A 24,722-nucleotide genomic window follows, 5' to 3' on the forward strand; every position below is an offset into this window, starting at 1 on the left:
CCGTCGGAGCATCCTGGATGGCGCCGAATAGGGAGGATGATCGCGTGAACGAGGTCACCGAGGACCAGGGGGCGACCCGTTCAGTCGGCCATGTCGAGGTTTTCGCGCGGCATGGCCGGTTCCTCTACGTGGCCGGCTGGTTCCAGGTCGCCGGGGATGATCTTTCGGAGCGGATGCCACGGCTGGTGCTGCGCTGGGAAGGGGAGCGCCGCGAGATCGCGCTCCGCCGCTTCCGTGAGCGGCAGGACGTGCCGGCCCAGGGGGGCCTGCCGGCCGGGCGGGGCTTTCAGGTCCTGCTGGAAGGCCCCGAGACCGACGACCCGGCTACGGCCACCCTCGAACTGGCCGGGGAGGCCTTGCCCCTCACCCCCGCCCTGCTCCGGCCCACCCCGTTCCGCCCGCGGGGCGGACTGGACGTGCCGGGCCGGGAAGGCGTGAGCGGCTGGACGGTCGACGCGCCCGGCGAGCAGCCTCTGCTCCTGCTCGAGGGCAGCCGGCCCTTGCCGATGCCCCTGAACGTTCACCGGCCCGACCTGCCCTTCGAGGATGGCACGGAAGCGCCGCTGCTCGGCTTCCATGTCTCTCTCGAGGTCTTGGGCGAGCATCTCCGTCAGAACGATCCCGCCGCCACCCTCTTTGACGGCCGGCCGCGCGAGATCGTCCTGGTCGCCTCGGGCACCGAACTCGCCCGCCAGACAGTCGTCGCCCGGCGCGACATGATCGGCAAGCTCGAACGAACCGATGGGGCAGAGGCCGTGGAGCGTGGCCGAGGCCATGTCGAGGTTTTCGCGCGGCATGGCCGGTTCCTCTACGTGGCCGGCTGGTTCCAGGTCGCCGGGGATGATCTTTCGGAGCGGATGCCACGGCTGGTGCTGCGCTGGGAAGGGGAGCGCCGCGAGATCGCGCTCCGCCGCTTCCGTGAGCGGCAGGACGTGCCGGCCCAGGGGGGCCTGCCGGCCGGGCGGGGCTTTCAGGTCCTGCTGGAAGGCCCCGAGACCGACGACCCGGCTACGGCCACCCTCGAACTGGCCGGGGAGGCCTTGCCCCTCACCCCCGCCCTGCTCCGGCCCACCCCGTTCCGCCCGCGGGGCGGACTGGACGTGCCGGGCCGGGAAGGCGTGAGCGGCTGGACGGTCGACGCGCCCGGCGAGCAGCCTCTGCTCCTGCTCGAGGGCAGCCGGCCCTTGCCGATGCCCCTGAACGTTCACCGGCCCGACCTGCCCTTCGAGGATGGCACGGAAGCGCCGCTGCTCGGCTTCCATGTCTCTCTCGAGGTCTTGGGCGAGCATCTCCGTCAGAACGATCCCGCCGCCACCCTCTTTGACGGCCGGCCGCGCGAGATCGTCCTGGTCGCCTCGGGCACCGAACTCGCCCGCCAGACAGTCGTCGCCCGGCGCGACATGATCGGCAAGCTCGAACGAACCGATGGGGCAGAGGCCGTTGGGTGGGTTGCCGAGCGAGGCCGGCCCCAGGACGAGCACGCGGTCGATCTCCTGCTGGACGGGACACGCTGGACGACGGTGCAGGCCGATCTCCAACGTCCCGATCTGATCGCGCCTGGCCTTGTCCGTCGCGGTGGCGGCTTTCGCGTGGCCCTGCCGCCGGCCCATCCGGGCGAGGGCGGATCGCTTCGGGTCGAGGCGGTTCCCCGGCATGGAACCGGGACGCTACCGGGGACAACCGTGCTGGAGGCACGGCCCGCCTGGCGGAGGGACTTCGGCGAGATCGCCTTTCGGATGCCCGATGATGGCCGGGTGCCCGTCTCGGTCGTCATTCCTATCTACAACGCCGCGTCCGAGCTGGCCCGCTGCATCGAGAGCGTCGTGCGTCACACGACCGGCGCGGCCCGCCTGATCCTGATCGACGACGCGAGCCCGCAGCCCGAGGTGTCCGAGGTCCTTGAGCGCTGGAGAGGCAGGCCCGGGATCGAGATCCACGGGAACACCGGCAATCTCGGCTTCACCCGAACCGCCAATCGCGGGATCGCGCTCGCCGGACGCGATGACGTCGTTCTGCTGAACTCAGATACCGCGGTTGGGCCGGGCTGGCTCGACGGGCTGCGCGCCGCCGCCCGCTCGGGCCCGCGTACCGGCACCGCTACGGCGGTCTCGAACAATGCCGGCGCCTTTTCCGTGCCAGAATTCAACCTCGACAACCCCATGCCGGCCTGGTTCGGCGTGGACGACATGGCAAGGCTGGTGCGGGGAGCCGCCCTTCCGCTCCTGCCTGTGGTTCCAACCGGCCATGGCTTCTGCCTCTATATCCGGCGCGAGTGCCTGGACGCCGTGGGCGCCTTCGATGAAGCGGCGTTCCCGCGCGGCTATGGTGAGGAGAACGACTTCTGCATGCGCGCGGCTCGGGCAGGGTTCGAGAACGTGCTGGATGACCGGACCTTCGTCTGGCACCTGCGCTCCGCCTCCTTCGGTTCGGAGAAGGTGACGCTGAACGCACAGGGCCGCGCGGTGCTGGAGGAGCGCTACCCGGAATACCAGTTCCTCACCCGGATGTTCCTGACGGACCCCGCCATGCTGGCCATGCGCTGGCGGGTGCGGCGGGCGGTGCAACATGCCCTCACGGACGGCGTGATTCCCTGCCCTCGCGTGCTCTTCGTGATCTCGACCGAGAGCGGAGGGACGCCGCAGACGAATCGCGACCTGATGGGCGCCCTGTCGGACCGTTACGAATCCTGGCTGCTTCGCTGCGATTCTCGCACCCTGACGCTGTCCCGCCACGCGGATGCGGGGTCCGGCGGGGCCGATACTGTCATCGAGACGATCTCCCTCGAGCGCGCGATCGAGCCGGCCACGCATCGCTCTGCCGAGTATGACCGTCATGTGGCGAACCTCATCCTGCGGCATGGCTTCGAGCTGGTGCATATCCGCCACATCGCATGGCACGGGCTCGGCCTGCCCCAGATCTGCCGGCGGCTGGGCGTGCCTGTCGTGCTGTCCTTCCACGACTTCTACATGGCCTGCCCCGTCACGAAGCTGCTGGACGCGGAAGGGCGCTTCTGCGGCGGCCCCTGCACGGACGGGGAGGCGGACTGCACCGCCGAGCTCTGGCCGGCCGGATCCGTGCCCCCCCTGCGGCATCGCTTCGTCCATCGGTGGCAGGCGATGATGGCCGAGACGATCCTGGCCTGCGATGCCTTCGTCACCACGTCGCCATCCGCGCGGGACACGATGCTCCGCAACTTCCCCGACCTGGCGGAACGGGACTTCCGGGTGATCCCGCATGGGCGCACCTTCCAGCGCCAGGAAATGCTGGCATCCGAGCCTAACCTGGACGAACGGCTGCGCGTTCTGGTGCCCGGCAACATCTCGGCGGCGAAGGGCAGCGAACTGATCGCGGCGATGGCCGCGCTGGACCGGGGACGGGAGGTGGAGTTCCACGTACTCGGCGCGGTGGACCGGCACCTCGCCGAAGCGCCAGGGATCATTCTGCACGGGCGCTACAACCGGGATGAGTTCGCGACCCGTGTCGCGGAGATTCGCCCGCATTTCGCAGCCATTCTCTCGCTCTGGCCCGAGACCTACTGCCACACCCTCACCGAGTGCTGGGCTGTGGGGTTGCCCGTGGTGGCGACGTCCGAGGGAGCGCTGGCCGAGCGCATCGGCGCGAGTGGCGGCGGCTGGCTCCTGGACCGCTGGATGCCGCCGGAGGCGATGCTTGTCGAATTGCTTCGTCTGAGACGCGAGCCGGCCGAGGTGCGCGGGCGTCGCGACGCCGTGCTGGACTGGCAGGCCACCATCGGCCGCCACCGGACCACCGCAGCGATGGCGGCGGAGTACGACCGGCTCTACCGCGAGGTCCTCGACAGGCGTCGGAGCTTCGTCGAGCCGGCTGAGGCGCCGCGCATCGTCCTCACGCTCGACCGGGCCAAGGTGGCCCTGCCCACCCCCCTTGCCGTGGCAACGCGCAACGCCGTCTCGCGCCCCTTCATCTTTCGCCCGATCCTCCCATCCTTTCCCTTCGGCAATCCGCTGGCCGGGACAGCGGATGCCGTGCTTGTCGCGTCGGATACCCTGCCACCGGGTGATCTGGAGGCCTTGCGTCGACGCTGCGCGGCAGGGGGGCTTCCCGTGCTGGATGCGGCTACCGATGGGGTATCGGGCGGTGGGCTGGATGTCGGCAGCGGGCTGGAGGCAGCGCGCTGGCTGTCGGACATGCCGATTGCACCGGAGGACCTGCCCTCTGACGGGAGTGCAGCCTGCCGTGTTCTCTTCGTGGCGACAGGCGACGGTGCCATGATCGCGGCTCTTCGACCCGCTTTCGAGGATCTCTCAGCCCTCGACGTCGCAACCCTCAGCGTTCTCGGTGGGGAACTGGGTGACGCGAGCTGGTACAAGGTGGTTCCGACCGAAGGGGAAGATCCCGTCACGGTCCTGCGCCGGGCGGCCACGGCCCATGATGTCGGTCTTGCCCCAGCAGGACCGACGCTGCTGGCCATGGAAGCGGCCGGCCTTCCGGTCCTGCAACTTCCCGCGTTTCGCCCTGGCGATGCCGAGCTTCTGCATGACTGGCTTCTGCGACAGGTGACCGAACTCGCGGTGGACGCAGCGCGCCGAGCCGATGCTGCTCGGGCCGGAGAGGCGAGGGCACGTGCGGCGATCCTGAACAGGTCCGACATCGTGAAACTGGACAAACGTTTGGCCGAGGTCCTTCGACGGGTCAGGAGCAGCAGTCCGGATGCGCTGGCCGCCTTGTAGGGGCTGCTACCAATTCCGGTGGGGTTTCTGATCAGGGATGAATGACCGGCCGCCGGCCGTGCCAGGGCCCTGGACGTCGCTTGCCTTCCCGAAGGTGACCCGGCATCGCTGCCATGGAATGGCTGCGTAGCTCGGCGGCACAGGTACCCGGCGAATGCGTGATCGCCCGGGAACCGTGCAAGGCCGAGACCTTGCCCTGCTGGCGCCCGGCGGTGACGGATGGAGGCCAGGGTCGTCGCTTGGTCCGATGGGACCAGTGCTGCTGAACGGGCCCTGGCCCGCTCAATGGACCGGCGCCGCCGCGGCAGCGCTGTCGGCCGGCCGGGCAGACCCGCCGCAAGGGCCTGTACGAGAAGCCGCCCGGCACGTCTGCAACGCCTGCTCGCCGGAGCGGGACCTCCGTTCGGCTTGTCAGCCGATCCAGCCGGGGCGTGGTGCCTGACCAGCTGGCGTTCACGTCCGGCTACGCCGGATCCCAGCCGCTATCCCACCCCGAACCACCCTGGCTTCAGCCAGGACACCATGATCCTTCGTGAGACCCGATCCCAAAAACAATGATATCAGAGACTTAAGCCGGCCCCGCCCTGTGGCAGGGGAGACACAAATACGAGAACCCGTCTCGCAACTTCGCGTTAAAGTTGCATAAACGGCCGAAGCACGCCAAAAGTGCACACGTTAAAGTAGAGTAAAAAAGGCTAGAACACTCTTACAGGGTTTTCGGACCCTAACAAACGGGAGGCTCAAGATGAGCGAGAGCAACAGCGGGAATGGAATCTGGACCCCCCAGGGTTTGGGCCTCGGCCTGAGCGTCCCCGCGCTGGGGGTGGGCATCACCGGCACCCCAACCGCCGGGGATGATCGCTTCGATGGCGATGCGACACTGGTCGTCGGCGCGATCGGCATCCCCATTGTCACGCTCGCGCTGGGTGGGGGAACCGATAACTACGCCGACGGCCTTGCCGGCGACGACATCCTGAATGGCAATGGCGGCAACGACTTCCTGATCGGCGGCGAAGGTGCCGATACGCTGAACGGCGGGGCGGACAACGACACCCTCGTCGGTGGATTGGGCGCGGACGTGCTGAGTGGTGGCGCTGGGGTCGACACGCTGAGCTATGCCGGCTCGGTCGGCGCAGTCACGGTGAACCTGTCCACATCGACTCCGACGGCCACAGGTGGGGACGCTACGGGCGACACCATCTCCGGTTTCGAGAACGTCTTGGGTGGCCTGGGCGGCGACACCCTGACAGGTGACGCGGGCGCCAACTCCCTGTTCGGTGAGGCCGGCAACGACCGCCTTGTCGGTAACGGCGGCGATGACGTCCTGCGGGGTGGCACCGGCAATGACACGATGCTCGGTGGTCTCGGCAACGATGCCTACTACGTCGATTCAACCGATGACGTGGTGACCGAGGGGGGGAGCCAGGGAGATGACGTGGTTGCCACCACCTCCGACTGGACCATCTCCGCCAATGTGGAGCGCGTCTACCTGAAAGCCGCTGTCACGGTGACCGGCAACGCCCAGGCAAACTTCGTCAGCGGCAGCGCAGGCAACGACACCGTTTACGGTTTCGGCGGCGCGGATGACCTGCGCGGCGGTGGCGGTGCGGACCTGCTGGATGGCGGATCGGGGAACGATCGCCTGGACGGCGGCGCCGGCGCCGACACGATGATCGGTGGGACCGGAAACGATGCCTACTTTGTCGACGCGAGCAACGATGTGGTGACGGAGGCTGCTGGCGAGGGCAACGACGTGGTTGCCGTCACCGCGAACTGGACCGTCTCCGCCAATGTGGAGCGCGTCTATCTCGAGAGTGCCGTGACCGTGACCGGCAACGCTCAGGCAAATTTCATAGTCGGCAGCACGGGTGATGATACCATCCTGGGCCGGGAGGGGGCGGATACGCTGCGGGGCAATGCCGGCGCCGATCGTCTGGATGGTGGGGCGGGCAACGACGCGCTCACCGGCGGGGCGGGTGCTGATACTTTCGTGTGGCGCGCCGATTCGCTGGGCGGACGGGATGCAATCTACGACTTCTCCCGCGCGGAAGGGGATAAGATCGACCTTTCGTCGCTGAACCTGACACAGGTCGATGCTCGCAATGGAGCCGGGCAGTTCACCCTCGCTTACGACGATGCTCGGGACACCGCCACGATCTCTGTGTACTACGATGCTGACCGCAGCGTGGACCTGTCCATCAAGGTCTACACTCACGCGGAGGGACCGCTGATCGCGAGCGACTTCATCCTGAGCTAGGTAGGCTGGCCGGCCGGTACGTCCCTTCGGCGTACCGGCCGGTCGTACCGGCAGTGGAGGTGCCCTTGGGCCGAGCCAGGATCGGCTTCCTGCGATCGGGCTGGGTCATGTGTCCTCGCGTCACCGCCCGTCCCGGACTGGATTTTGTGCGTGGTACGCCAGCGATCTTGCCGGATTTTGGGCGTGGCGCGGCGAAAGACGAACCGGCAGGAGGCAGCAAAGCGTAGGCGCTATATCTCCGGCACCGAGGACGGGAAGGTGGTATGCTTTTCCGAACGCTGCAGCAGTTGTGCCGCTGCTTGCTGATGAACTCGGGCGTAAAGGCCAGTGCCCCTGGAGCATGAGGGTACTTCTGAGAACCAGCGCTTGTGTCTATGCTATGAAATCAACCCACACCGAAGGTGAACGTGAGCACCGTTGCCGCCACGGCCAAATTATTAGATGTCCTTCAAGCACGTCGCGTTTTTCTCCATCGGACGGCAGAACGGAGGGTGCGTCCGACAGATCAGTTCAGCTTCCTCGATACGATTTCGCTGGAGCCCTACATCGGTATCTATAGCGGCCTGAGCTTGCCGGACAGAATGGGCTCGTTCTCTTACAGCAACTCTGTTCTTCCTCTCGCGTGTCGTATTGGCCGCTACTGTTCGATAGCGGGTGGCCTTTCGCTTCTGGGAAGTTCTCATCCCCTGGATCGGCTCAGTTCCTCGCCCTTCACCTACGAAGGTCTTCCGGTTCATCAACATCTGCAGTCGGCTGTTGAGGATTTCGCGCCCACCTATACCTATGCGGCCCGCCAACCCCGACGCCTCAATCCGTGGACGACAATCGCACACGACGTCTGGATCGGGCAGGATGTGAGACTTGCACGCGGAATTCATGTCGGCACGGGATCCGTCATCGCGGCTGGGGCGGTCGTCACCAAGGACGTGCCGCCATATCATGTCGTTGGCGGAATTCCTGCAAGGACGCTTAAGGTCCGCTTCCCCGACGACATCGTCCGTAAACTCCTGGCCTCCGAGTGGTGGACATACCGCTTCACGGATTTCGAGCCGAAAAGCGTACTAGATCCTGACCGCTTCTGCGACTGGCTCGGCGAACAGGCCGGTCAGAGAAAGATCGAGCCCTTCGAACCTAAATCTTTGACCGCTGCTGACCTTCTTGCGGCCGAGAGCACCATTGCAGATTAGCGGCACCACCTCATCGCAAGGGATGATGGACGGCAGAAGCAGACATTTGCAGGGGCGGCGGGCTGCCACTGCGCTATAAGGCTGGCGCCGAGGGAACCGCGAGGCTGATCGCGTCAAGAACCCCGTCACCAACTCCGCTCCTACCGCCCCGGATGGCCTAAGGCCCTTCTTTGAAAGCAGCCACAACGTCCTGCATGACGAGCGCGCCGTATTCCGGCGTCATGTGCCGCAATCCATGTTCAGCATGATCGAGCGCATAACGTGGCTCAGTGAAAGCCGGAGCTAGTACTGTTCCGTCGGGCTGAGTGATGACCTTTGCCCCGCTTGTCTCAGCAAGGGTCCTCAATGCCTCAGCATACGATTCAGCAACAAGTGGCAGGATGTCTGCTCCCCAACGACCGAACTTGTCAGTGTCCCTGATGCGAGGATTCGGCATCGGATCGGAGACCAGAACAACTGGTGCTTGTGTCAGCTTTCGCAACTGCCGCAACAGGTGAAGGGCGGGGGTATGGACCAGGGCGTCCCGCGCAGCCGCACGTAGAGCCGCACGTGATGCCGGCGCTTGGTTGGCGTTCACATGATCCGGCGGACGATGCCCAACGAAGACATCGGCGACGAAGCCGATGCCGAAATATCCTACCAGCACGTATCCATCATAGTTCGCCGCAACACGGTCCAATCCGCCGGAAGTCGTGCTCATGTAACGTCGCGACTCGTCAGTGCTTGCAAAAAGGGCACCTTCCCGCACCACCATGTCCCCAAGGCCGTTTCCAGGCGCACCAAAGAACACCGCCTCGATCCCGCCCTTGTCGAAGCCGGGCGATTCCCAACCGCCTTTGAGGGCTCCAAGATGAGAGTTACCGATCAGTGCGATGCGCATCAGCGGGCGAACGCCTCCAGGAGCACTTCCTCACACACGACATCGTCGCTTCGAGCCCGGGCGGGAGCCGCCGGGTTCTGCTCAATCTCGGGCGAGGAACTTCCGGTCCGGCCTTCGAAGAAGATCCGCATCACCGTCTCGACACCTTCCGGCGCCACGGCGCGGAGGGTGTCGTCGTAGAAGGTCCGGCCAAGGAAGGGTGTGCTGATGATCTCGTAGGAGGGGAAGTAGTCGATGTCATCAAACTCCTGCGTTAGCTGCCCTGCCACAGCGCGCAGGACGGATTTGGAGTAGATCGTCGCGGGCAGCACGTGGCTGCCACTTGCGGTGGCCGTGAGAGGCACGGGCGACACGGTGAGGAGGAACTTCAGCCCTGGCCTGTTCCGTAGCGCGATCTTCCTGAACGCCAGGAAGTCGGCCAGCACCTCCGCATGAGTGAAGTTGCGGAAGGAGCAGCGAGCGGGATCATAGCTTCCCGCGATCGTGCCTGGCGCCGTCGGAAAGATCCTACCCGTCTCCAGGTCCTCCCAAGCCTCGGTCAGGCCGAGCGTGAAGACAAAGACATCCGCCTGACGAAGAGCGCGGCGAACGGACTTTAGGTGGTGGCGGCGGTGCACCGCCACTTCCTCTGGGCTGTCGAGTCCCTCTGGCTCGACGGATGGGCGAATCGCGTCGAACCACCGGCCATCGCGTTCCCAGGCAATCGGCGGCCGTGGGAAGACACCGGTCGCCTCCTGCATGACCTGCAGGAGCTGGCGCGCCGTGTAAATGTTGCCGTAGCGAGCCGAGTAGAGGAGGTAACCGAAAGCCCTCGCCGTCTCCGGCTTCATGCGCCGCGGAGGTGGTTCAGTGTCGATCACGTTCTGCCCCCGGGCACGAAGGTGGCGTGCAATGTGCTGAGCAAAGCATGAACCTGCCGTCATCACCCTCATCTCTGGGGTGATCTCGAACTTCGGCTGCCACAGGTCCGTGTCCCCGCCCAGCCAATCCTGGTTCCTTACGCCAGTCCGCCAGAATGCTCGACGTGGCAGGTTCTGGTAGGGAGAGCGCATTGGTCCAACCTCCTGGCCGCACGATCAGAGTCGGGAAAAGTTGCACTGAATGCAAGCTCCTGGAGTCGACTGAAACACCTCGCCCTTACTTGCGGTTCGTCTCACAACGCTCGACATTGATCGAGATAAGAGAGAGGACGCGAGCACAGAGATTGTCTGAGTGCAGGCAGGGTCGTGATGGTGGCCAAAGCCACCTTCCCCTTCACCGGCCCGGGTCATATCGCTAACGGATAAAGCCCGGAGTGGCAGGCCTGGAAGGCAGCACCGAAGCACATCCTCTTCCAGCCGTCCGACAAGCAAGCTGTGCCTGTCAAATGGTCCGGTCGCTTCCGCATCTTCTCCCCTCCGCCATGCTCAAGGTACTGTCTCGCCGAGCTCCGCCCACCTTCGTCCTTACGAGACATCGGTGAGACGGCATCGAAATTGCGGCAATCTTCCGTCGCCAAAGGAGAGAAGACTTCTGGATGACCATACGAAGGCTTCTGGATGCGGAATTGCTTCAGGGGTCCATCGCGCTCACGATCGAGATCGATCCAATGGCGTCCAAGGCGCATTCACGGCCGGACGCAATTCTGGGAAGAGTCTCATTCGAGTTCATTCGTTCTCTGACGGTCGACGCTGACCTGCATTTCAAATCTTTGGTTCTGGTTCGCGGCGCGACGTACCGCACGACCCTGCCAATTCCCCGGGCGGACGGCCCGTTGCGGGCTGTCCGTATCACAGCGGAACAGGCTGAAAACACGATCCTATTCGAGGAAGGTCTCGACAGCCGCCTCGCGCGCCTCTATCCGCTCGACGGGCCGGACTACGTTGATCTGCTAGCGAGCCATACCCGCAGGTGGGGCAGCGCGAATACCCGCTACTTCCTGGCAGAACAGGTCACGCGCTTCTTCGTGGACCATCCGGAGCACCGCATCGGCGCGTCGTTGATCCAGGCATACAAGGCCGTCGAACTCGGGAAAGCCGGCCTCATCGAGGCAGCGCTCGGCATCAATCAAGCGGCATTCGGCTGGCTGGATACCCTGTCGGTCGATTGGCACCCCCGGCGCAACAGCGAGCACCTGGAAGTTTCGCTTCTAACGGCCAAGTGGCACCTCGAGCTTGCTGGGCGCGACATCCAGGCCTTCAGGGCGACGCTTCATCGGATGCTCACGCTCACGTCGACGCCGAAGGCGGACTACGCGACGCTCGCCTACTCCGCCTCCAAGTCACTCCTCCTCGGCGGATGGCTGGAGTGGCGACACGGCGACGAAGTGGCAGCCAAGCTCTTCTGGAATCAAACGGTGGCGATGTTCAAACTGGCGGTTCGCGACGCTGACCCCTATCGCGCGGTCCTGTTCCGTGAACTGGAGCACAGTTTGAAGGCCGCCTGGCTGGCAGGCCTCTGCCTGCGCAATCTGGGCAAACGCCGGAACGACATGCCGACACTGGAGCAGATCATCGACAATGCTGTGAGGGTGCCGGGCAGGACCCGCCGACACCTTCAAACGATCCTGGAAGAGCTCTTGCCGCCAGTTGCCGTGATCGAATAGCGCCCTACGTCACGAATCGGGAACGATCTGCCGGTCTCGCACCGCCGGGGGATGCAGACCAGATGCCACGTTCAACCGCGCCGCTGCGCTGATCGATACCGCAACGCCGAGGTTGCGTAGAACCTTGCGAAATCCTTGTAAGGCAGGGCGTCACTGGATATCAAATCGAGGGCATGGCCGTCCGCTCATGGCGCCGCTCCTGTGTTCGACGACCATGGTAGCGTCCGCCCGGAACGTCGCTCAAAGAGGCTGGATGGTTTAGGGGAGCGCGCATGAATTCCTGGCGGAGATTACGGTTTCGTTTCAGCCAAGCGGCCATCGATGCAGGCCACAGCGTAGATTTCCTAAATGATGGCGCCATTCTCCTTCATCTCAAGCCGCGCGCGTCGGGCAAAGCCCTAGCGATCAACAGCAGAGCTTCGGACCAGTGGGACGAGGAGGTGCGCCTCGAGCTGACCGGGGCTGAGATTCCCGATCAGCTTGAGGTGGACCTCCTCCATACCGAGAACGGCGTAACGATCTACCTGGCAGGTGAGCAGAGCACCGTGTTCTCACGGTGCGGCGACCTTCACCGCGCGACGAGCATCAGCACCCCCGCAACGATCGCCACGGAGGTAGAACCCGCCTCTCCCGCTTTGCCGCTGGTCACCCCGCGCATCGAGAGGATCGCCTCTCCAGTTCCGCCGGAGCAGCACCCCGTGCCAACTGCTCGACCTCCGGCAACGGACGGCGTGGTGGAGCCTGCGATGCTGGCGGAACTCGTCAGGGCCGCGGCAGGCGCGAAGGACTGGGCGCGCGTCGCGGAGCTGGCGGCGGACCGGCCCGAAACACTCCAGGGCAACCGCCCGGCCGAGATTGACCTCGCGCGTGCATTGATCCAACTCGGGCGGGGCAAGGAGGCCGAGGCCGTTCTGCGCCGGCTCGGCATGAATGGGCCGCCCGACGAGGATGTCGCCTATCATCTCGGCCTCGCACTCCAGAAGCAGCACCGCTACGATGAGGCGCGTCAATTCTTCCTGCAGTGCTTAGCGGGGCACCCGAATGAGGCCCGATACGTCTTTGAGGCCGGCCGCACGACAGCCCAATGCGTGAACGGCGGATTTGGGAACTTCGAGCCACAGCCTACGCTCATCGACGAGGCGATTGATCTTCTGACACGGGCTGCAGGCCTCATGACCCGGGATGGCCGCCCGCATCGCGAGCTGGCCGCCATGCTTCAAGGCAAGGGGCTGTTGGAGGAGGCGCTTGCTGCGCTGGTCGAAGCCCAACGCCGATCGCCGGCTATGACGGCGCTGTACCTCGAGCAGTCCCGGCTCCTCGTCCGGCTGGACCGGATCGAGGAGGCGCTTCACCAGGCCAGGCTGGCCGCGGCGGCGGACGAGAGCAACGATGCGGCGAGTTCCACGATCCGCATTCTCGAGCGATGGCTGGATGCGCGACGGGCCGGGCCGTTATCCACGGGAACGCTGACGGATCCACCCGGGCGAAGTAGGCCGGGTAGCAAGGTTCCGGCATGACTCCGCCATCCTCTGCCGTCCCGCAAAAGGCTGGCCGATCGGCCTGGCTCTCCCATCTCGCGACCCTGCCGGAATGGCTCGCCGCTCCCGGTGAGGTGCCACCGATTGAGGCATCCGCTGCGGCAGCAGCCACACCGGACCGAGCGGCTGTCATCGAGATCCACCAGGGCGGCGCCGTGCGTCAACGACTCTGGCGACGGGACTACCTTCGGCAGATCGTGGAATACGGCCTGGCCGACGATAGCATGGACGCTTCCGCGCTGCTGACCCTGGCCGCGGAGAGGGCACGTGTCCACGGCTACGATGCAGGAAAGCCTTCCCCTCCTGCGCTCCCCTGCTCCGAAGAAGACGCCGCGCGCGGAACCGTCCTGCTGGTCTCTCTTTTCGGCGTCGAGAAGTTCGGTGGGGCCGAGCATTTCCTCGAGCAGATGGCCGGACTGTACAAAACCATGGGGTACACCCCGGTCATCGTCGGCCTGCGGGCCGAACGACGTGGCGAAACGGGCGATCGAAATGGGATCCGGTACGTCTTCGTCGCCGCCACGCCTGAAGCTCTCTTCCGCCTGGCCTGGCAGGAGCGGGCCTGCCTCGCGCATGTGGTTTCAGGCTTCGGCCACGAAGCGGTGGCGGCGCTCCGCTTCCAGCAGATCCGGCTCGTCTTCGGTATCCATTTCTGGCGAGAAATGTTCGAGCCGCCGACCGCTCATCTGGGCTACTACCCCGATTGCCCGGACGGATACGTTCCACGCCGGAACATGCAACTCCTGCTCATGGATGCCGACGCCGTCTACGTCAATTCGCCATTCGTCCAGAGCGTGGTCGAGACCACCTTCGGCGCCCGGCTGAACGTCATTCCATCCCTCCCCGCTGCTGCGGATACGAACCCGGCCTATCCTTTCTCGATTCCACCGCCGGACGAGCGTCCGATCGTCCTCCTTCCGAACAGCCGGTGGGACAAGGGGTTGGGGCTTCTGCTGGGCGTCGCCGCCCGGCTTCCGCAGATCTCGTTCGTTACCATCGCCTCCCAGTCGCCGCGGCAGCTTGCTCAAGCCCTGTGCACCGCAGCCGGCTTGCGTAACGTCACGGTCCTGGACAGGCAGGACACGTTGGATGCGCTCTACAGGCAGGCCCGCGTCGTGCTTACCCCAAGCTTCCAGTTCGTGGAGACATTCAGCCGCGTCGTGATGGAAGCACAGGCCCAGGGCGTTCCGGTGATCGGAGCCGACCGCGGAAACATCCCTTTCCTACTGAAGGATAGCGGCACCATTCTGCCGGAAAGCGCCGATCTATGGGCGGAGGAGATCCGACGCCTGTTCGAGGATCCGGAATATTGGCGAGCCCGTTCCGAGGCCGCGTTGCGGAATGCGGCCTCGATGGGCGTCCATCTCCAGGGAAACCGACTCTCCCGCCTTATCTCAGGGCTCGCGGCGCCGATGCTTGTCGGGGTGGGATCGGGTGTCGGTAACGTCGTGCATACGACACCACTGATAAGGCGCTTGTCCCGCCATCTCGGCCGACGCATTGACGTGGTGGTCGCCGGGGATTCGCCGGGCGCGCTCGCCGTCGTCGCCAATCCCGATTATGTCAACCACGTGTTCCTGTTGAACGACGTTCCCGTTCGCCGCCAGTACGACACGGTTTTCCTGACAAACAGCTTCGGGGAACTGCGGCCGGCATTCCGGGCGCGCCGTGTCGTGAGGTCCCGGGAATGGGATCGCTTTCATGCGGGCCACCGCCTCCATGAGACAGAGTTCAACCTCGAGGCTGCACGACAGCTTCTTGGTGTGGACTATGGGGCCGAAGATGCGCAGCACGCCTTCGTCGCCGGACTGCGCCCGCGACCGGGCCTTTCGGACCTGGTGGGCCTGCACGCGGGCTCCAAGGGCGGGACCTGGGGTGCGAAACGCTGGCCACACTTCGCTGAGCTGGCGGCCAGGCTCATGGCCTCTGGCCTGCGCGTGGCCTCCTTCGGCAGTGCCGAGGAGTACGTGGCGGGAACCATTGACCGTACCGGCGGCAGCGTCGAGGCGATGGCAACGGCGATGCAGGATTGCGGCGCCTTCGTATCGAACGACAGCGGCGTTATGAACATCGCGAACGCCCTCCACATTCCGCTCCTGGCGCTCTTCGCGCCGACGGAAGCGAGGACGCGCGGCCCATTGGGGATCCGAAGCGTCAGCCTCGCCTTATCGAAGGCGTGTGCTCCTTGTGAGCTGGCCGGGCGGTCGGGCCCCTTCGTCCAGCGTCGCTGCCACTGCATTGGCGAGATAACGGTCGAGGCCGTGGAGGCGGCCGTCAGGCTCATGCTGGACACACAGGATACCTCCGTCGCGAGAGCGGCGCGACGGCCCGAATACGCCCACAAATCGCCGTGAACGAGGTCAGGACCGTCTTTGATGGAGGAGGACTCCGGGTCAGGGTCGCCGATGGCAACGACAGCGACGTCGCTGTCGTGACCTTCGCGCCATGGCAACGGCAGCAGAACATAGCTGGCGAGGGCTTCGGCGAAGCCTTTCTTGCAGCGAACGGGATCGATGCGATCCATGTGACATGTGCACGGAACGACTGGTATCAGGCCGAGGCGATGGCGGCAGTGATCCCGACCATCAATGCTGTTCTGGGGGGCACTGGCCGGCGCCGTGTCGGCTACGGATCGAGCATGGGAGGCTTTGCGGCCCTGACCTTCTCAGCCGCGCTCGGCCTAGATTCGGTGATCGCCCTCTCCCCACAGTATTCGGTAGATCGGCGGCTTGTCAGCTTCGAAACGCGCTGGGCCGACGATCTGGACACGCTGTGCTGGCGCTATCCGATGGCCGCAGGGCCTGGCGGAAGGGCAAAGTGGAACCTTCTTTACGACCCTTTCTCCGTCGATGCGCGGCATGTCGATCTGATCAGGGCGTTGCGGCCGGTGACGGAGTTCCGCCTACCCTTTTCGGGGCATCCCTCCGGGGACTTTCTGAAGCAGACTCGTCTGCTCTCGAAGATGGTGCTGACACTTCTCCGGAAAGATGCTGATCCCGCAAGCTTTCGATCAGCCGTTCGGTGCAAACGCCGGCGCAGCGCGACCTACTGGCGACAGCTGGCCCGGGTTCTCGCTATAAGGCAGAACCCCGCGGCCGCGATGCGTGCCCTTACGCAGGCCGTGATGTTGGCACCGGCGAATCTTGACTACCAATATGCTCGAGGGCAGCTGGCAATGAAGCTGCGGGACTACAGCCTGGCGGTCTGGAGCTTCGAGGCGGCCGTAGCGGGTGCCCCGATGAACGCTCGATACCACTACAACCTTGCCCGGGCGCTCCGGGCGGCCGGGAAGCGTGAACCAGCCCTCGACGCCGTGCGGCAGGCCATTTTGCTCGACCCCCGCGATGAGTATTCCGGGCTCGTGGAACAACTCGTCAAAGCTGGCCGGAAACGCGGCCCTGCGACGACTTCCTAGGACCGGAGCTAGCCCCTTCAGGATCTGGCCGCCAAATCAGAGAGCGTCGATACAGCACAGGAACCGGTCGATATCGACCGACCAGTTCTGGCTCAGCAGGCGTGTTGTCTCGCTCTCATAGGAACAATCGTAGAGCACGTGCCGGAAACCGGCGAGCATCGACAGATTGTACATGCAGGCCAAGTTCCGATGCGGCCAGTGGCTGAAGGGTATGACCTCGACCACGGTGCAGGGCTGGCCACTGCGGAACAGCATGTTCGAGAGGCCAGCGCCATGCGTGGAGATGATCATCTCCGCCTCGCTGCAAAGCTGGGCCTGCTCTGCGACGGTCAGCTCTCCCATGACGACGCAGTCGAAGCCCCGCCGCGTCAGTTCGGCGCACAAGCGTTCCTCATCATGAAGAACCCTGGTGTTGGCGTCGCGGCGCGAGAGAAAAAGGCGGCGCGCACGGCCAGCCGGAGAGACCACGGATTGCGGGAAGAGCAGGACGTCCTGGGCAGGCAACACATGCCTGGACAGTCTGGGATCCGGCTCGAACCGCGTCGACACGGATGGCACCAACGCTTCCCGTGTGAAGGAGGGCCGCAGCAGAGGAACTGTTCTGGCAGGCAGTTGCGGGAAATGGTGGTGCAGGTCGTGGAATGGCATCTTCGGCCGGTTGACGCTGATCGTCTCCCCAGGATGGTCCTGGGCAAGGCGGGCCAGACGCGGCATGCATTCCACAAGCCAATGATAATAGTTGTCCGCGGAGCGGGTGGTGCCGATAAGTGCCCGCTCGATCCAGGCATCCTTCCGGAAGACGGCGGCGAGGAAATCGGCTGCCGGCTTGAGGCGCCCCGGCCGGACCACATCCTCCACTGCTTCCGTCTTGTACATGTTGAAGGACACCGGATCGACCAGCACGTCGTGCAGGGTGTTGACCCGTACGATCGGCTGCAGCGCCTGGCCATAATAGACGTGCGCCGGTAATGCCCCGCCAAGTCCTGCCTCGATGGAAACCCGCTCACCATCGGCCCACAGCTCTGGGCGCCGGACGGGAACGCTTCGATAGCTCGTCGCCTCGTCTGCGGCGTCCAGGAACTCGCGATACTTCCAGAATGAGGCTGGGAGGTCGGTGTCGATCGTCATTCCCATCACTTGGCCGCGGTGGTGGTCCGTTGGGCGGAGAGCATCTTGTCGAAGTAGGCGATGGTCTGCACCAAGCCTTCCCGCAAATGCACCCGCGGCTCCCATTCCAGGATGGCTCGTGCCTTGGTGATATCGGGGCAACGCTGCATTGGGTCGTCCACGGGCAGCGCGGCGTTGATCAGCCGTGACCCGCTGCCGGTGATGTCCAGGATGTGCCTTGCCAGCTCACCGATGGTGATCTCGTGCGGGTTTCCCAGGTTGATCGGGCCTGTCACGTCCGGAGGGGTCGCCATGAGACGGACGAAACCCTCGATCAGGTCATCGACGAAGCAGAAGGAGCGGGTCTGCTGGCCGTCCCCATAGATGGTGATGTCCTGTCCGGTCAGGGCCTGGATGATGAAATTGGATACGACGCGGCCATCATTCGGCAACATGCGCGGTCCGTAGGTGTTGAAAATCCTCCCGACCTTGATCTTCACCTGATGCTGACGGTGATAGTCGAAGAACAGCGTCTCCGCAGCGCGCTTGCCCTCGTCGTAGCAGGCGCGCGGGCCAAGGGTGTTCACGCTGCCGCGGTATTCCTCGACCTGCGGGTGGACCTCGGGATCGCCGTAGATTTCCGATGTGGAAGCCTGGAAGATCTTTGCGTGTGTTCGTTTGGCCAGGCCCAGCATGTTGACCGCGCCGATCACACTTGTCTTCGTGGTCTGGACAGGGTCGAACTGATAGTGAACAGGCGATGCCGGGCAGGCGAGATTATAGATCTCGTCCACCTCGACATAGAGCGGGAACGTCACATCGTGCCGGAGAGCCTCGAACCGCGGATGGTCGAGAAGCGGCTCTATGTTGGAACGACGCCCTGTGAAGTAGTTATCGACGCAGAGAACCTCGTTGCCGGCGGCGAGAAGCCGCTCGCACAGGTGCGAGCCGAGAAACCCGGCTCCGCCGGTTACCAGCACGCGGTTTTGCGTCGGGAGGCCTTGAGAATCCATTGGTCCCCGCGATCTCCATTCAACTAATAGTTGCGGTTAGCATGACGGCCATGGGGGGCATAGGCAAGTGCTCGTCATAGATAGCTCATCCAGGGGGCGGTCGATGACATCAGGTTTCGGTCGGCGTGCTTTCTCGCGGCTCGCTCTCCTTCCCACCCTGAAGGCGCCCGCCGTCGCGGGGCAGAACGATGATGTCGACCTTCTCGGACGGATTGGCGGGCGACGAGGTCCACACACGCCCATTATCCTGGACGCCCTGCGGGAGGCGCAGGCGCGTCGGGTCAAGGTCATCGCGCGGGCGGGAACCTATATCCTGGATGACGACATCCCGGTCGACTGGTCGGGGCTCCACCTCGAGGGAGAGGGGGAGGCAACCCGTTTCGTCCAAGCCGCGCCGGGCCGTGGCTTCCTTCGCCTGGGCGGGGAAGGGCACGTGATCCGCGGGATCGCTTTCATCTGCGATTACGAACGTCAGCGCCTGCCCGGCCGGTGGCGGGGCTACGCGGCGTTCCAGCGCGTCTGCGCCGTCTGGGCGGAAGGGGGCAACAACCTGATTGAGGCTGTTTCAGGACAGAACAGCTTTGGCGTGGTCTGTCTGCGTGGGCCTGTTCTGCCACTCCCCGTCGGCCAGGCAGCCCCGGAACGCGCCGAACCCTATGACTACACCGGGCGCGCTCGTGGGAACCGGGTCCGCGACATCGCGGGGCGTATGACGGATTTTGTCCTCACCGGGAACCAGCAGGAAGATCTCCTGATCGACGGCGTCGTGGCCCGCGGCACGACGGCACTGTCGGTGCCACCGCACGCCATCTACATGCAGAACCCTGGTTCGACCCGCGCCTTCTGCGGTTTCAGCCTGCGCGTCCGTGCCCGCCGCCTCGATGCACAGGACAATCCGCACAGCGAGGCTTTTCGCTTCTCGGACATCCGTGACCTGACCATCGAGGACGTCCGGGCGAAGGGCACGGTCGGCGGCCTTACGGTTTCGACGTGCGACGGGGTGGCTGTCCGTGGAGGCGAATGGAGCAGTCAGGACGGAAGTGACCGCGCAGGCCCGGCCGCGGTGCGTATCAGCCAGAGCGCGCGGGTCCGGATCGAAGGTGGAAAAGCGGATTACCGCGGGAGCGGCGTCGTCGTTTACAACGGGTCGGAGGGCGTGGACGTGGATGGCTTCGCGATCCAGGACCGGATCGAGGAGGGAAAGCCCTTCTCGCCATTCCGCGTGGGCGACACGAGCGAGGCCCGTTTCGTCAACTGCCGTCGCGAGCGGAACGGAGCGGACCGGCCGATGTTCGTGGTGGTCGACCAGGCCGTCGCCACAATCGAGGCGCCGGCCTGCGCCCGCTCCTCGCGACTGGTGCATTGTGGGCCCGAAGCCAGGGTTCACCTGTCCTTCGATCCCGCGCGCGTCGATGGCTGGGATCCGCGCAGGAGCCTCTCTGGCGCGCGGGAGCGGATGGACAGGGCCGTATCGCCCGACACGCGACGCGCCGTCCGGCCCTTGCCCGGCGCGCCCGACAATGCCTGCCCGAGCCGCGAACCCTGATCTTGTCGCGTCGGCTCAGGCCGAGTGGCGGTTGATGGCGCGCCGCAGATCCGTAACGGCGATTTTCGCGTGATTCATCAGGAGTTCCTTCTCCTGCTCGGCGGCCGTGTCGAGCATGGAGAGGAAGTTCGCCACGACCTCAGGCAGCCTCAGGGCCATCGCGCGCGCCTCAAGGTTGCTCGCTTCTTCCCGGGACTTGATGAAGGCCTCGACCTCCTCCAGTTCGCCTTCCTCGAGCTTGCCCCTGAGGTCCTCCGTGACCTTCGGGCTCTGGCGGCGGAGAACGCCCACCACCGTTAGGCTGCCCGGTTTGCCTTGACCGTCTGCGGGCTCGGATCGAAGCAGCTGTATCGACGTAGCTCGGACCCTGAATTGCATAATGCCCCTAATTCCGCGCAAGAAAGCTTAAACGAATGAGGGACTGACACCTGGGGGAAGTCAAGACAGCCGTATCCAGCCTTGCCTCCGTTCATTTGCTCCAGCATAGGATGCATGTTGCAGCCACTCGCCCGTCCGGGCGCAAGTAGGATCAGGTTTCGAATGCCTCTCCGAATCCTTTGTCTGGGTGCCTACGCGAACGGCAACGTCGGCGACATGTACCAGGCTGAGGCAATCGCGAGGGCCGTTCAGGCGGTCCGGCCGGATGCAGAGATCGTCTCGGTTTCTCCCTCGAAGCGGCAGTCTACCTACCCCGCCCGGAACCACGCTGCTGCCCCCGCGAGCGGCGCGATGGATCTTGATTTCATCAACGGGTTCGACGTGCTGCTGGTCGGGGGCGGCGGCCTTCTTTCCGCTCCCCATGCCCCTCTCAACAACGCGGCCTGGGTTGCCGGCCTGAAGCTTCCTGTCGTTGCCCTCGCGCTCGGTGCCGCCGGCGACACACCGGCCCAATCGGCCGACTTCGTCCGCAAGTGCCAGTTCTTCTCGGTCCGGGACGAGTTCTCTCGCTCGATGATCGGCGACCTGCGTGCGGACGTCGATATTGTGATGGATCCCATTCTGCTGGACCCGGCTGATCCTCTGCCGCCCTCCCCCGAAGGTCGCGGCATCCTTTGGGTGCCGGGAAAGATCGTTCCCGGAACGATGGCGGCCTACGCCAGCCTCATGTCGCGTCTCTATGATGCATCGACCGACCTGATCGTTTCGTTCAACCCGGAGACCGATCGGCGAAGCGGGTTCGAGGACGTTTTCGGGGATGACGTGAAGTACCTCGACACGGCCGAACGCTTCCAGGAACTTGCTGCGACAAAGCGCTTCGTCGTCAGCGAGCGCTATCACGGTTGCATCCTGGCCTTGAACAAGGGAATTCCCTGTGTCGGGCTCGCACTCAGAAGCCCTACGGTCACGTCCAAGATCACCGAAATGTACCGTCGGCTCGGTTTTGCCGGATGCATCTCGAATCTGGCAGAAAAGACGACCCGCCAGTCACTGCGCGGTCTCGCAAACTCGCTCGACCTGCTGGCGGTCACCTCGCGTCTGGTGGAGGAACGCGCGGTTCTCTGGGCCTATCTCGACAGGGTTCTTTCCTGATCTCTTCTCGCGCATCATGAGGGCGGAGCGCTCTTACATGCGGCCCACCATCGGGACCGCGTCCAGGTAGAAGGGCCGCCGACCAGCAAAGGGCCTTCGGCGACCGGGAGCGCCAGTCGCCTCTTCCGCGGTGTTGCCGCGCGCATGTCCTGGCGCCGGCATAGCCGTTTCGGACGGCCCAGGGCAGGCTGTCCCTGTCCGGTCCATGGATACCATTGCAGGCTTGCTGGCGATGAATGCCCGCCGCCGCCAAACCAAGGTCATGCTGACCGGGAAGGCAGAGTACGGGCTGCGGGCTCTGGCGATCCTGGCCCTGGAAGCGCCGAGAGCCCGATCGTGACGATCCCGGATATCGCTCAACGCGCGCATGCCCCGCACAAGTTCCCGGAGGCGATCCTCCTGGACCCCAGGCGGCACGGCTCCGTCCTCAGCCGACGGGGCAAGACGCGCGGCTACGGCATGGCGCAGCCGCCCCGCGCAATCCGGGTCGGGGACATCATACGCGCCATCGGCGGGCCGCTGGCCCTCATCCCCTGCCAGCCTGGACTGCCCGCAGTCGCAGGCCTGCGCCATCCAGCGGCTGATGTGGCAGGTGCCCGACGCCACCGTCAAAAGGCTCGACGGGACCAGCCTGGCCGAGCTGGCCGCCCATGGGGAGGCCGTGCTCGGCAATGGTGCCGAGACGGCGAAGGGCCAAGCGGAGCCCGTGGACGAGAGCATCGAGCCGGGCTACCACAACGCCCCTTTTGAGGGCGGTCCGTGTAACGGGCCGGGCGGGTCCGGTTCCGGCGCCGCCCATGATCAGGGGACAGCGGATGCCCGGAATCCCCGGCGTCATCGGGACGGGCACGGTCTACCGGCCGCTGCGCCCGGACAACACAGGCAATCTCCTTCACGCCGTGGCCGCACGCCGGCTGCTGCAGGACCATGTCGAGCTGCCCACCGGGCGCGCCTGGACGGAGCGGGAGGTGGAGCGGGCGCAGGGCCTGTCCCACATCGTCGTCGTCATGGCGAACGCGATCCGGCTGGGCAGCACGCAGAACGGCCTGTCCCCCTTCCACGAGGTCATGGCGGGGAACCTCTCCCGGGTGGACCGGCCCGTCGTCGTGTTCGGCCTCGGCGCGCAGGCCCCCTCCGGCGCGGAAGGCGGCACCACGATTCCGGAGGCGACCCTGCGACTGCTGCGGATCATCGCGGAGCGTTCCCGGCGGATCGCGGTGCGCGGCCGCTTCACCGCGGAGGTCCTGGAGCGGTTCGGCATCGGGAATGCCGCCGTGGTGGGCTGCCAGTCGTGCTTTCTCAGCCGGGCGCCATCCTTCCCCCATTCCCTCGACCGGCCGCTGACCGGGGAAGGGCGCATCGCCTTCAACTACACCTCGATCAACCGCGAGGGGCCTCTGGTCAGATGGGCCGTCGGAAGCGGGTTCGACATGATCGGGCAGCAGGAGGGGTACGAGGAGGCCATCCAGGCCGGCGCGGAGCCGCCCGTCGACCCTCGGATGGAGCGCTTCTTCCGGACGCAGGGCCTCACCGCCGAGGCCTATGCCACCTATTGCAGGGAGCGGTTCCGCAAGTTCTTCGACACCGACCGCTGGCTGGACCATCTGTGGCCCTACGCCTTCAGCACCGGCACCCGCTTCCACGGCAACATGTTCGCGCTGCAGGCCGGGGTCCCCGCGCTCTGGCTCATCCACGACAGGCGGACGCAGGAGCTCTGCGAGCATCTCGGCCTGCCCGCCGTGATGCTGGAGAAGGCGATGAAGGTGCGGGACATCGCCGCTCTGCGCGCGATGGCCGACCCCTCCGGCTTCCTGGCCGGCTATCCCGCCCGCTACGCCCTGTTCAAGGAATATGTCGAGGAGGCCGGACTGCCGCACCGGCTCTCGTGAGGCGCCGCCCTACAGACGCTCCTCTTCGCGGGTGCCGAGCGGCCTGAGCTCGTCGGGCACGGCGCGGAAGACCGACCAGGGGCTGTGCGCCAGCTCCACCGGCTGCCCGGCGATGTGCACGGACACGTTGACGTCGCGGCCCGTGGGCTCCAGCGGCCTGGGGAAGCGGAGGAGGAAGCCGGTGCCTCCGAGCTCCGGACGCATCCGGACGAGGTCGTTCCGCATCCTGTTCGCCAGGGTCCGTCCCTGAAGGCGACCATCGACCCGGACCTCCACCTCCACGGGGCTTCCGGGGCGGTCGAGATCCGCTGCCCACCCCCGCACCAGGGCCTCGCTGCAGCGATCGATCGCGCCGGCGAAGCGACCGCCCCCGGCCGGGAGGCTGATCGCAGAGGCGGTGATGGCCGGCGTGTCCGGCAGCCCTGTCTCTCCCTGAAGCAGGGACACGCCTTCCGTCGTGCGCAACACCCGGGCCTCCGAGACGATGCCGCGCCGGTCGGCGAGGACCGCGCGCTGCCCGCCCGCCCATACTTCCAGGCTCTCGACGCCGAAGTGCAGCTCCAGCAGCAGCGCCCCGTCCGGGCGCGGGTGGGCAAGGGGGAGTTGCACCTCCGCGTTCCAGGTCCCGCCAATGCGGTCGTTCACCACGATCACCTCGGCCGCGGGACGCAGGCTGACATGCAGGTGGATGGACTCGTCATCCAGGTAGTCGATGATCTGCGGCTGGTATCCGGGAAAGCGGACCTTGAAGCGGTGGACGCTTCCGGGTCTCGGAGGATCGTCGAGAGATCGGTCCACGGAGCCAGCCACCGGGGAAGAAGGAATGGGCAAAGACCGGAAACCCGGCGTGTTCCCAAAGGCTTACCACCCCCTCCTGTCGGCAGCAAGCCTATCCCGGTGCCGGAACGAACTACCGGCGAGAGCTTTTTTTGGGTCTTGAAGCTTTTTTTGCACTTGCGAGATGGGGGCTATGGTCGGGGGCGTGGTGGTGGGATAGGGAGGTCTGGACAGGGCTTTGGCGGCCCTCATCCGCAGGGGAATTCAATGCGCGTCGCGATGATCGGTGC

The 24,722-nt window shown here is 65.4% G+C and carries 17 protein-coding genes; 11 read left to right on the forward strand and 6 right to left on the reverse strand.

Going from position 1 to position 24,722, the window contains the following annotated elements; all coding sequences use genetic code 11:
- Positions 1 to 44: 44 nt before the first annotated feature.
- The 3 genes from J5Y10_RS28805 to J5Y10_RS28570 all read left to right on the forward strand — a co-directional run bounded on the left by J5Y10_RS28805 (position 45) and on the right by J5Y10_RS28570 (position 8,153).
- The gene (locus J5Y10_RS28805; RefSeq protein ID WP_209376063.1) at positions 45 to 4,709 is read left to right on the forward strand and encodes a glycosyltransferase; all 4,665 of its coding nucleotides are present in this window, start codon (positions 45 to 47) and stop codon (positions 4,707 to 4,709) included.
- A 745-nt stretch (positions 4,710 to 5,454) separates the two neighbouring features.
- The gene (locus J5Y10_RS20970) at positions 5,455 to 6,966 is read left to right on the forward strand and encodes a calcium-binding protein (RefSeq protein WP_209376064.1); all 1,512 of its coding nucleotides are present in this window, start codon (positions 5,455 to 5,457) and stop codon (positions 6,964 to 6,966) included.
- Positions 6,967 to 7,373: 407 nt separating this feature from the next.
- Positions 7,374 to 8,153, forward strand: a complete 780-nt coding sequence (locus J5Y10_RS28570; protein WP_209376065.1) for a CatB-related O-acetyltransferase — start codon at positions 7,374 to 7,376, stop codon at positions 8,151 to 8,153.
- A 157-nt stretch (positions 8,154 to 8,310) separates the two neighbouring features.
- Here the strand turns inward: J5Y10_RS28570 and J5Y10_RS20980 are convergent, their stop codons facing one another.
- A complete protein-coding gene (locus J5Y10_RS20980) occupies positions 8,311 to 9,033 on the reverse strand; it encodes a hypothetical protein (protein ID WP_209376066.1) in 723 nt (240 codons plus the stop codon).
- Positions 9,033 to 10,085 carry a GSCFA domain-containing protein gene (locus tag J5Y10_RS20985; protein WP_209376067.1) on the reverse strand — a complete coding sequence of 351 codons (1,053 nt, stop codon included), beginning with the start codon at positions 10,083 to 10,085 and terminating at the stop codon, positions 9,033 to 9,035. Before J5Y10_RS20985 ends, J5Y10_RS20980 begins: the two co-directional genes overlap by 1 nt.
- A gap of 464 nt (positions 10,086 to 10,549) precedes the next feature.
- Here J5Y10_RS20985 and J5Y10_RS20990 point away from each other — a divergent pair, with 464 nt between their 5' ends.
- From J5Y10_RS20990 to J5Y10_RS21005, 4 genes are all read left to right on the forward strand, one after another.
- Positions 10,550 to 11,617 carry a hypothetical protein gene (locus tag J5Y10_RS20990; protein ID WP_209376068.1) on the forward strand — a complete coding sequence of 356 codons (1,068 nt, stop codon included), beginning with the start codon at positions 10,550 to 10,552 and terminating at the stop codon, positions 11,615 to 11,617.
- Positions 11,618 to 11,889: 272 nt separating this feature from the next.
- Entirely contained in the window at positions 11,890 to 13,134 is a 1,245-nt protein-coding gene (locus J5Y10_RS20995; RefSeq protein ID WP_209376069.1) for a tetratricopeptide repeat protein, read from the forward strand.
- Positions 13,131 to 15,509, forward strand: coding sequence for a glycosyltransferase (locus J5Y10_RS21000; protein ID WP_209376070.1), 2,379 nt, complete (start codon positions 13,131 to 13,133; stop codon positions 15,507 to 15,509). Before J5Y10_RS20995 ends, J5Y10_RS21000 begins: the two co-directional genes overlap by 4 nt.
- Positions 15,506 to 16,570, forward strand: a complete 1,065-nt coding sequence (locus J5Y10_RS21005; RefSeq protein ID WP_209376071.1) for a tetratricopeptide repeat protein — start codon at positions 15,506 to 15,508, stop codon at positions 16,568 to 16,570. The genes J5Y10_RS21000 and J5Y10_RS21005 overlap by 4 nt, the downstream gene beginning before the upstream one ends.
- A 36-nt stretch (positions 16,571 to 16,606) precedes the next feature.
- Here the strand turns inward: J5Y10_RS21005 and J5Y10_RS21010 are convergent, their stop codons facing one another.
- A complete protein-coding gene (locus tag J5Y10_RS21010; RefSeq protein WP_209376072.1) occupies positions 16,607 to 17,698 on the reverse strand; it encodes a glycosyltransferase family 61 protein in 1,092 nt (363 codons plus the stop codon).
- Between the two features lie 5 nt (positions 17,699 to 17,703).
- Complete coding sequence (locus tag J5Y10_RS21015; protein WP_209376073.1) at positions 17,704 to 18,690, reverse strand: UDP-glucuronic acid decarboxylase family protein; 987 nt, start codon at positions 18,688 to 18,690, stop codon at positions 17,704 to 17,706.
- Positions 18,691 to 18,793: 103 nt separating this feature from the next.
- On the opposite strand from J5Y10_RS21015, the gene J5Y10_RS21020 reads away from it, so the two are divergent.
- A complete protein-coding gene (locus J5Y10_RS21020) occupies positions 18,794 to 20,236 on the forward strand; it encodes a hypothetical protein (protein ID WP_209376074.1) in 1,443 nt (480 codons plus the stop codon).
- A 15-nt stretch (positions 20,237 to 20,251) separates the two neighbouring features.
- Here J5Y10_RS21020 and J5Y10_RS21025 read toward each other — a convergent pair whose 3' ends face one another.
- Positions 20,252 to 20,527, reverse strand: a complete 276-nt coding sequence (locus tag J5Y10_RS21025) for a hypothetical protein (RefSeq protein WP_209376075.1) — start codon at positions 20,525 to 20,527, stop codon at positions 20,252 to 20,254.
- Positions 20,528 to 20,776: 249 nt separating this feature from the next.
- Between J5Y10_RS21025 and J5Y10_RS21030 the strand changes: the two genes are divergently transcribed.
- The 3 genes from J5Y10_RS21030 (at position 20,777) to J5Y10_RS21040 (ending at position 23,655) form a co-directional block, all read left to right on the forward strand.
- A complete protein-coding gene (locus tag J5Y10_RS21030; RefSeq protein WP_209376076.1) occupies positions 20,777 to 21,766 on the forward strand; it encodes a polysaccharide pyruvyl transferase family protein in 990 nt (329 codons plus the stop codon).
- 144 nt (positions 21,767 to 21,910) lie between these two features.
- Positions 21,911 to 22,516, forward strand: a complete 606-nt coding sequence (locus tag J5Y10_RS28930; protein ID WP_408901594.1) for an RrF2 family transcriptional regulator — start codon at positions 21,911 to 21,913, stop codon at positions 22,514 to 22,516.
- A 65-nt stretch (positions 22,517 to 22,581) separates the two neighbouring features.
- Positions 22,582 to 23,655, forward strand: coding sequence for a polysaccharide pyruvyl transferase family protein (locus tag J5Y10_RS21040; protein ID WP_209376078.1), 1,074 nt, complete (start codon positions 22,582 to 22,584; stop codon positions 23,653 to 23,655).
- Positions 23,656 to 23,664: 9 nt separating this feature from the next.
- Here J5Y10_RS21040 and J5Y10_RS21045 read toward each other — a convergent pair whose 3' ends face one another.
- Complete coding sequence (locus J5Y10_RS21045; protein ID WP_209376079.1) at positions 23,665 to 24,453, reverse strand: hypothetical protein; 789 nt, start codon at positions 24,451 to 24,453, stop codon at positions 23,665 to 23,667.
- Positions 24,454 to 24,722 lie beyond the last annotated feature (269 nt).

This window comes from Roseomonas indoligenes (genome assembly GCF_017813365.1).
GTDB classification, from domain to species: domain Bacteria; phylum Pseudomonadota; class Alphaproteobacteria; order Acetobacterales; family Acetobacteraceae; genus Roseomonas; species Roseomonas indoligenes.

Coding starts and splice junctions, on each gene's coding strand:
- J5Y10_RS21030 (WP_209376076.1), top strand. CDS start 20,777: ATGCCTCTCCGAATCCTTTGTCTGGGTGCCTACGCGAACGGCAACGTC.
- J5Y10_RS20995 (WP_209376069.1), top strand. CDS start 11,890: ATGAATTCCTGGCGGAGATTACGGTTTCGTTTCAGCCAAGCGGCCATC.
- J5Y10_RS21040 (WP_209376078.1), top strand. CDS start 22,582: ATGCCCGGAATCCCCGGCGTCATCGGGACGGGCACGGTCTACCGGCCG.
- J5Y10_RS28930 (WP_408901594.1), top strand. CDS start 21,911: ATGTCCTGGCGCCGGCATAGCCGTTTCGGACGGCCCAGGGCAGGCTGT.
- J5Y10_RS20970 (WP_209376064.1), top strand. CDS start 5,455: ATGAGCGAGAGCAACAGCGGGAATGGAATCTGGACCCCCCAGGGTTTG.
- J5Y10_RS21010 (WP_209376072.1), bottom strand. CDS start 17,698: ATGACGATCGACACCGACCTCCCAGCCTCATTCTGGAAGTATCGCGAG.
- J5Y10_RS20990 (WP_209376068.1), top strand. CDS start 10,550: ATGACCATACGAAGGCTTCTGGATGCGGAATTGCTTCAGGGGTCCATC.
- J5Y10_RS21020 (WP_209376074.1), top strand. CDS start 18,794: ATGACATCAGGTTTCGGTCGGCGTGCTTTCTCGCGGCTCGCTCTCCTT.
- J5Y10_RS21015 (WP_209376073.1), bottom strand. CDS start 18,690: ATGGATTCTCAAGGCCTCCCGACGCAAAACCGCGTGCTGGTAACCGGC.
- J5Y10_RS20980 (WP_209376066.1), bottom strand. CDS start 9,033: ATGCGCATCGCACTGATCGGTAACTCTCATCTTGGAGCCCTCAAAGGC.
- J5Y10_RS21000 (WP_209376070.1), top strand. CDS start 13,131: ATGACTCCGCCATCCTCTGCCGTCCCGCAAAAGGCTGGCCGATCGGCC.
- J5Y10_RS20985 (WP_209376067.1), bottom strand. CDS start 10,085: ATGCGCTCTCCCTACCAGAACCTGCCACGTCGAGCATTCTGGCGGACT.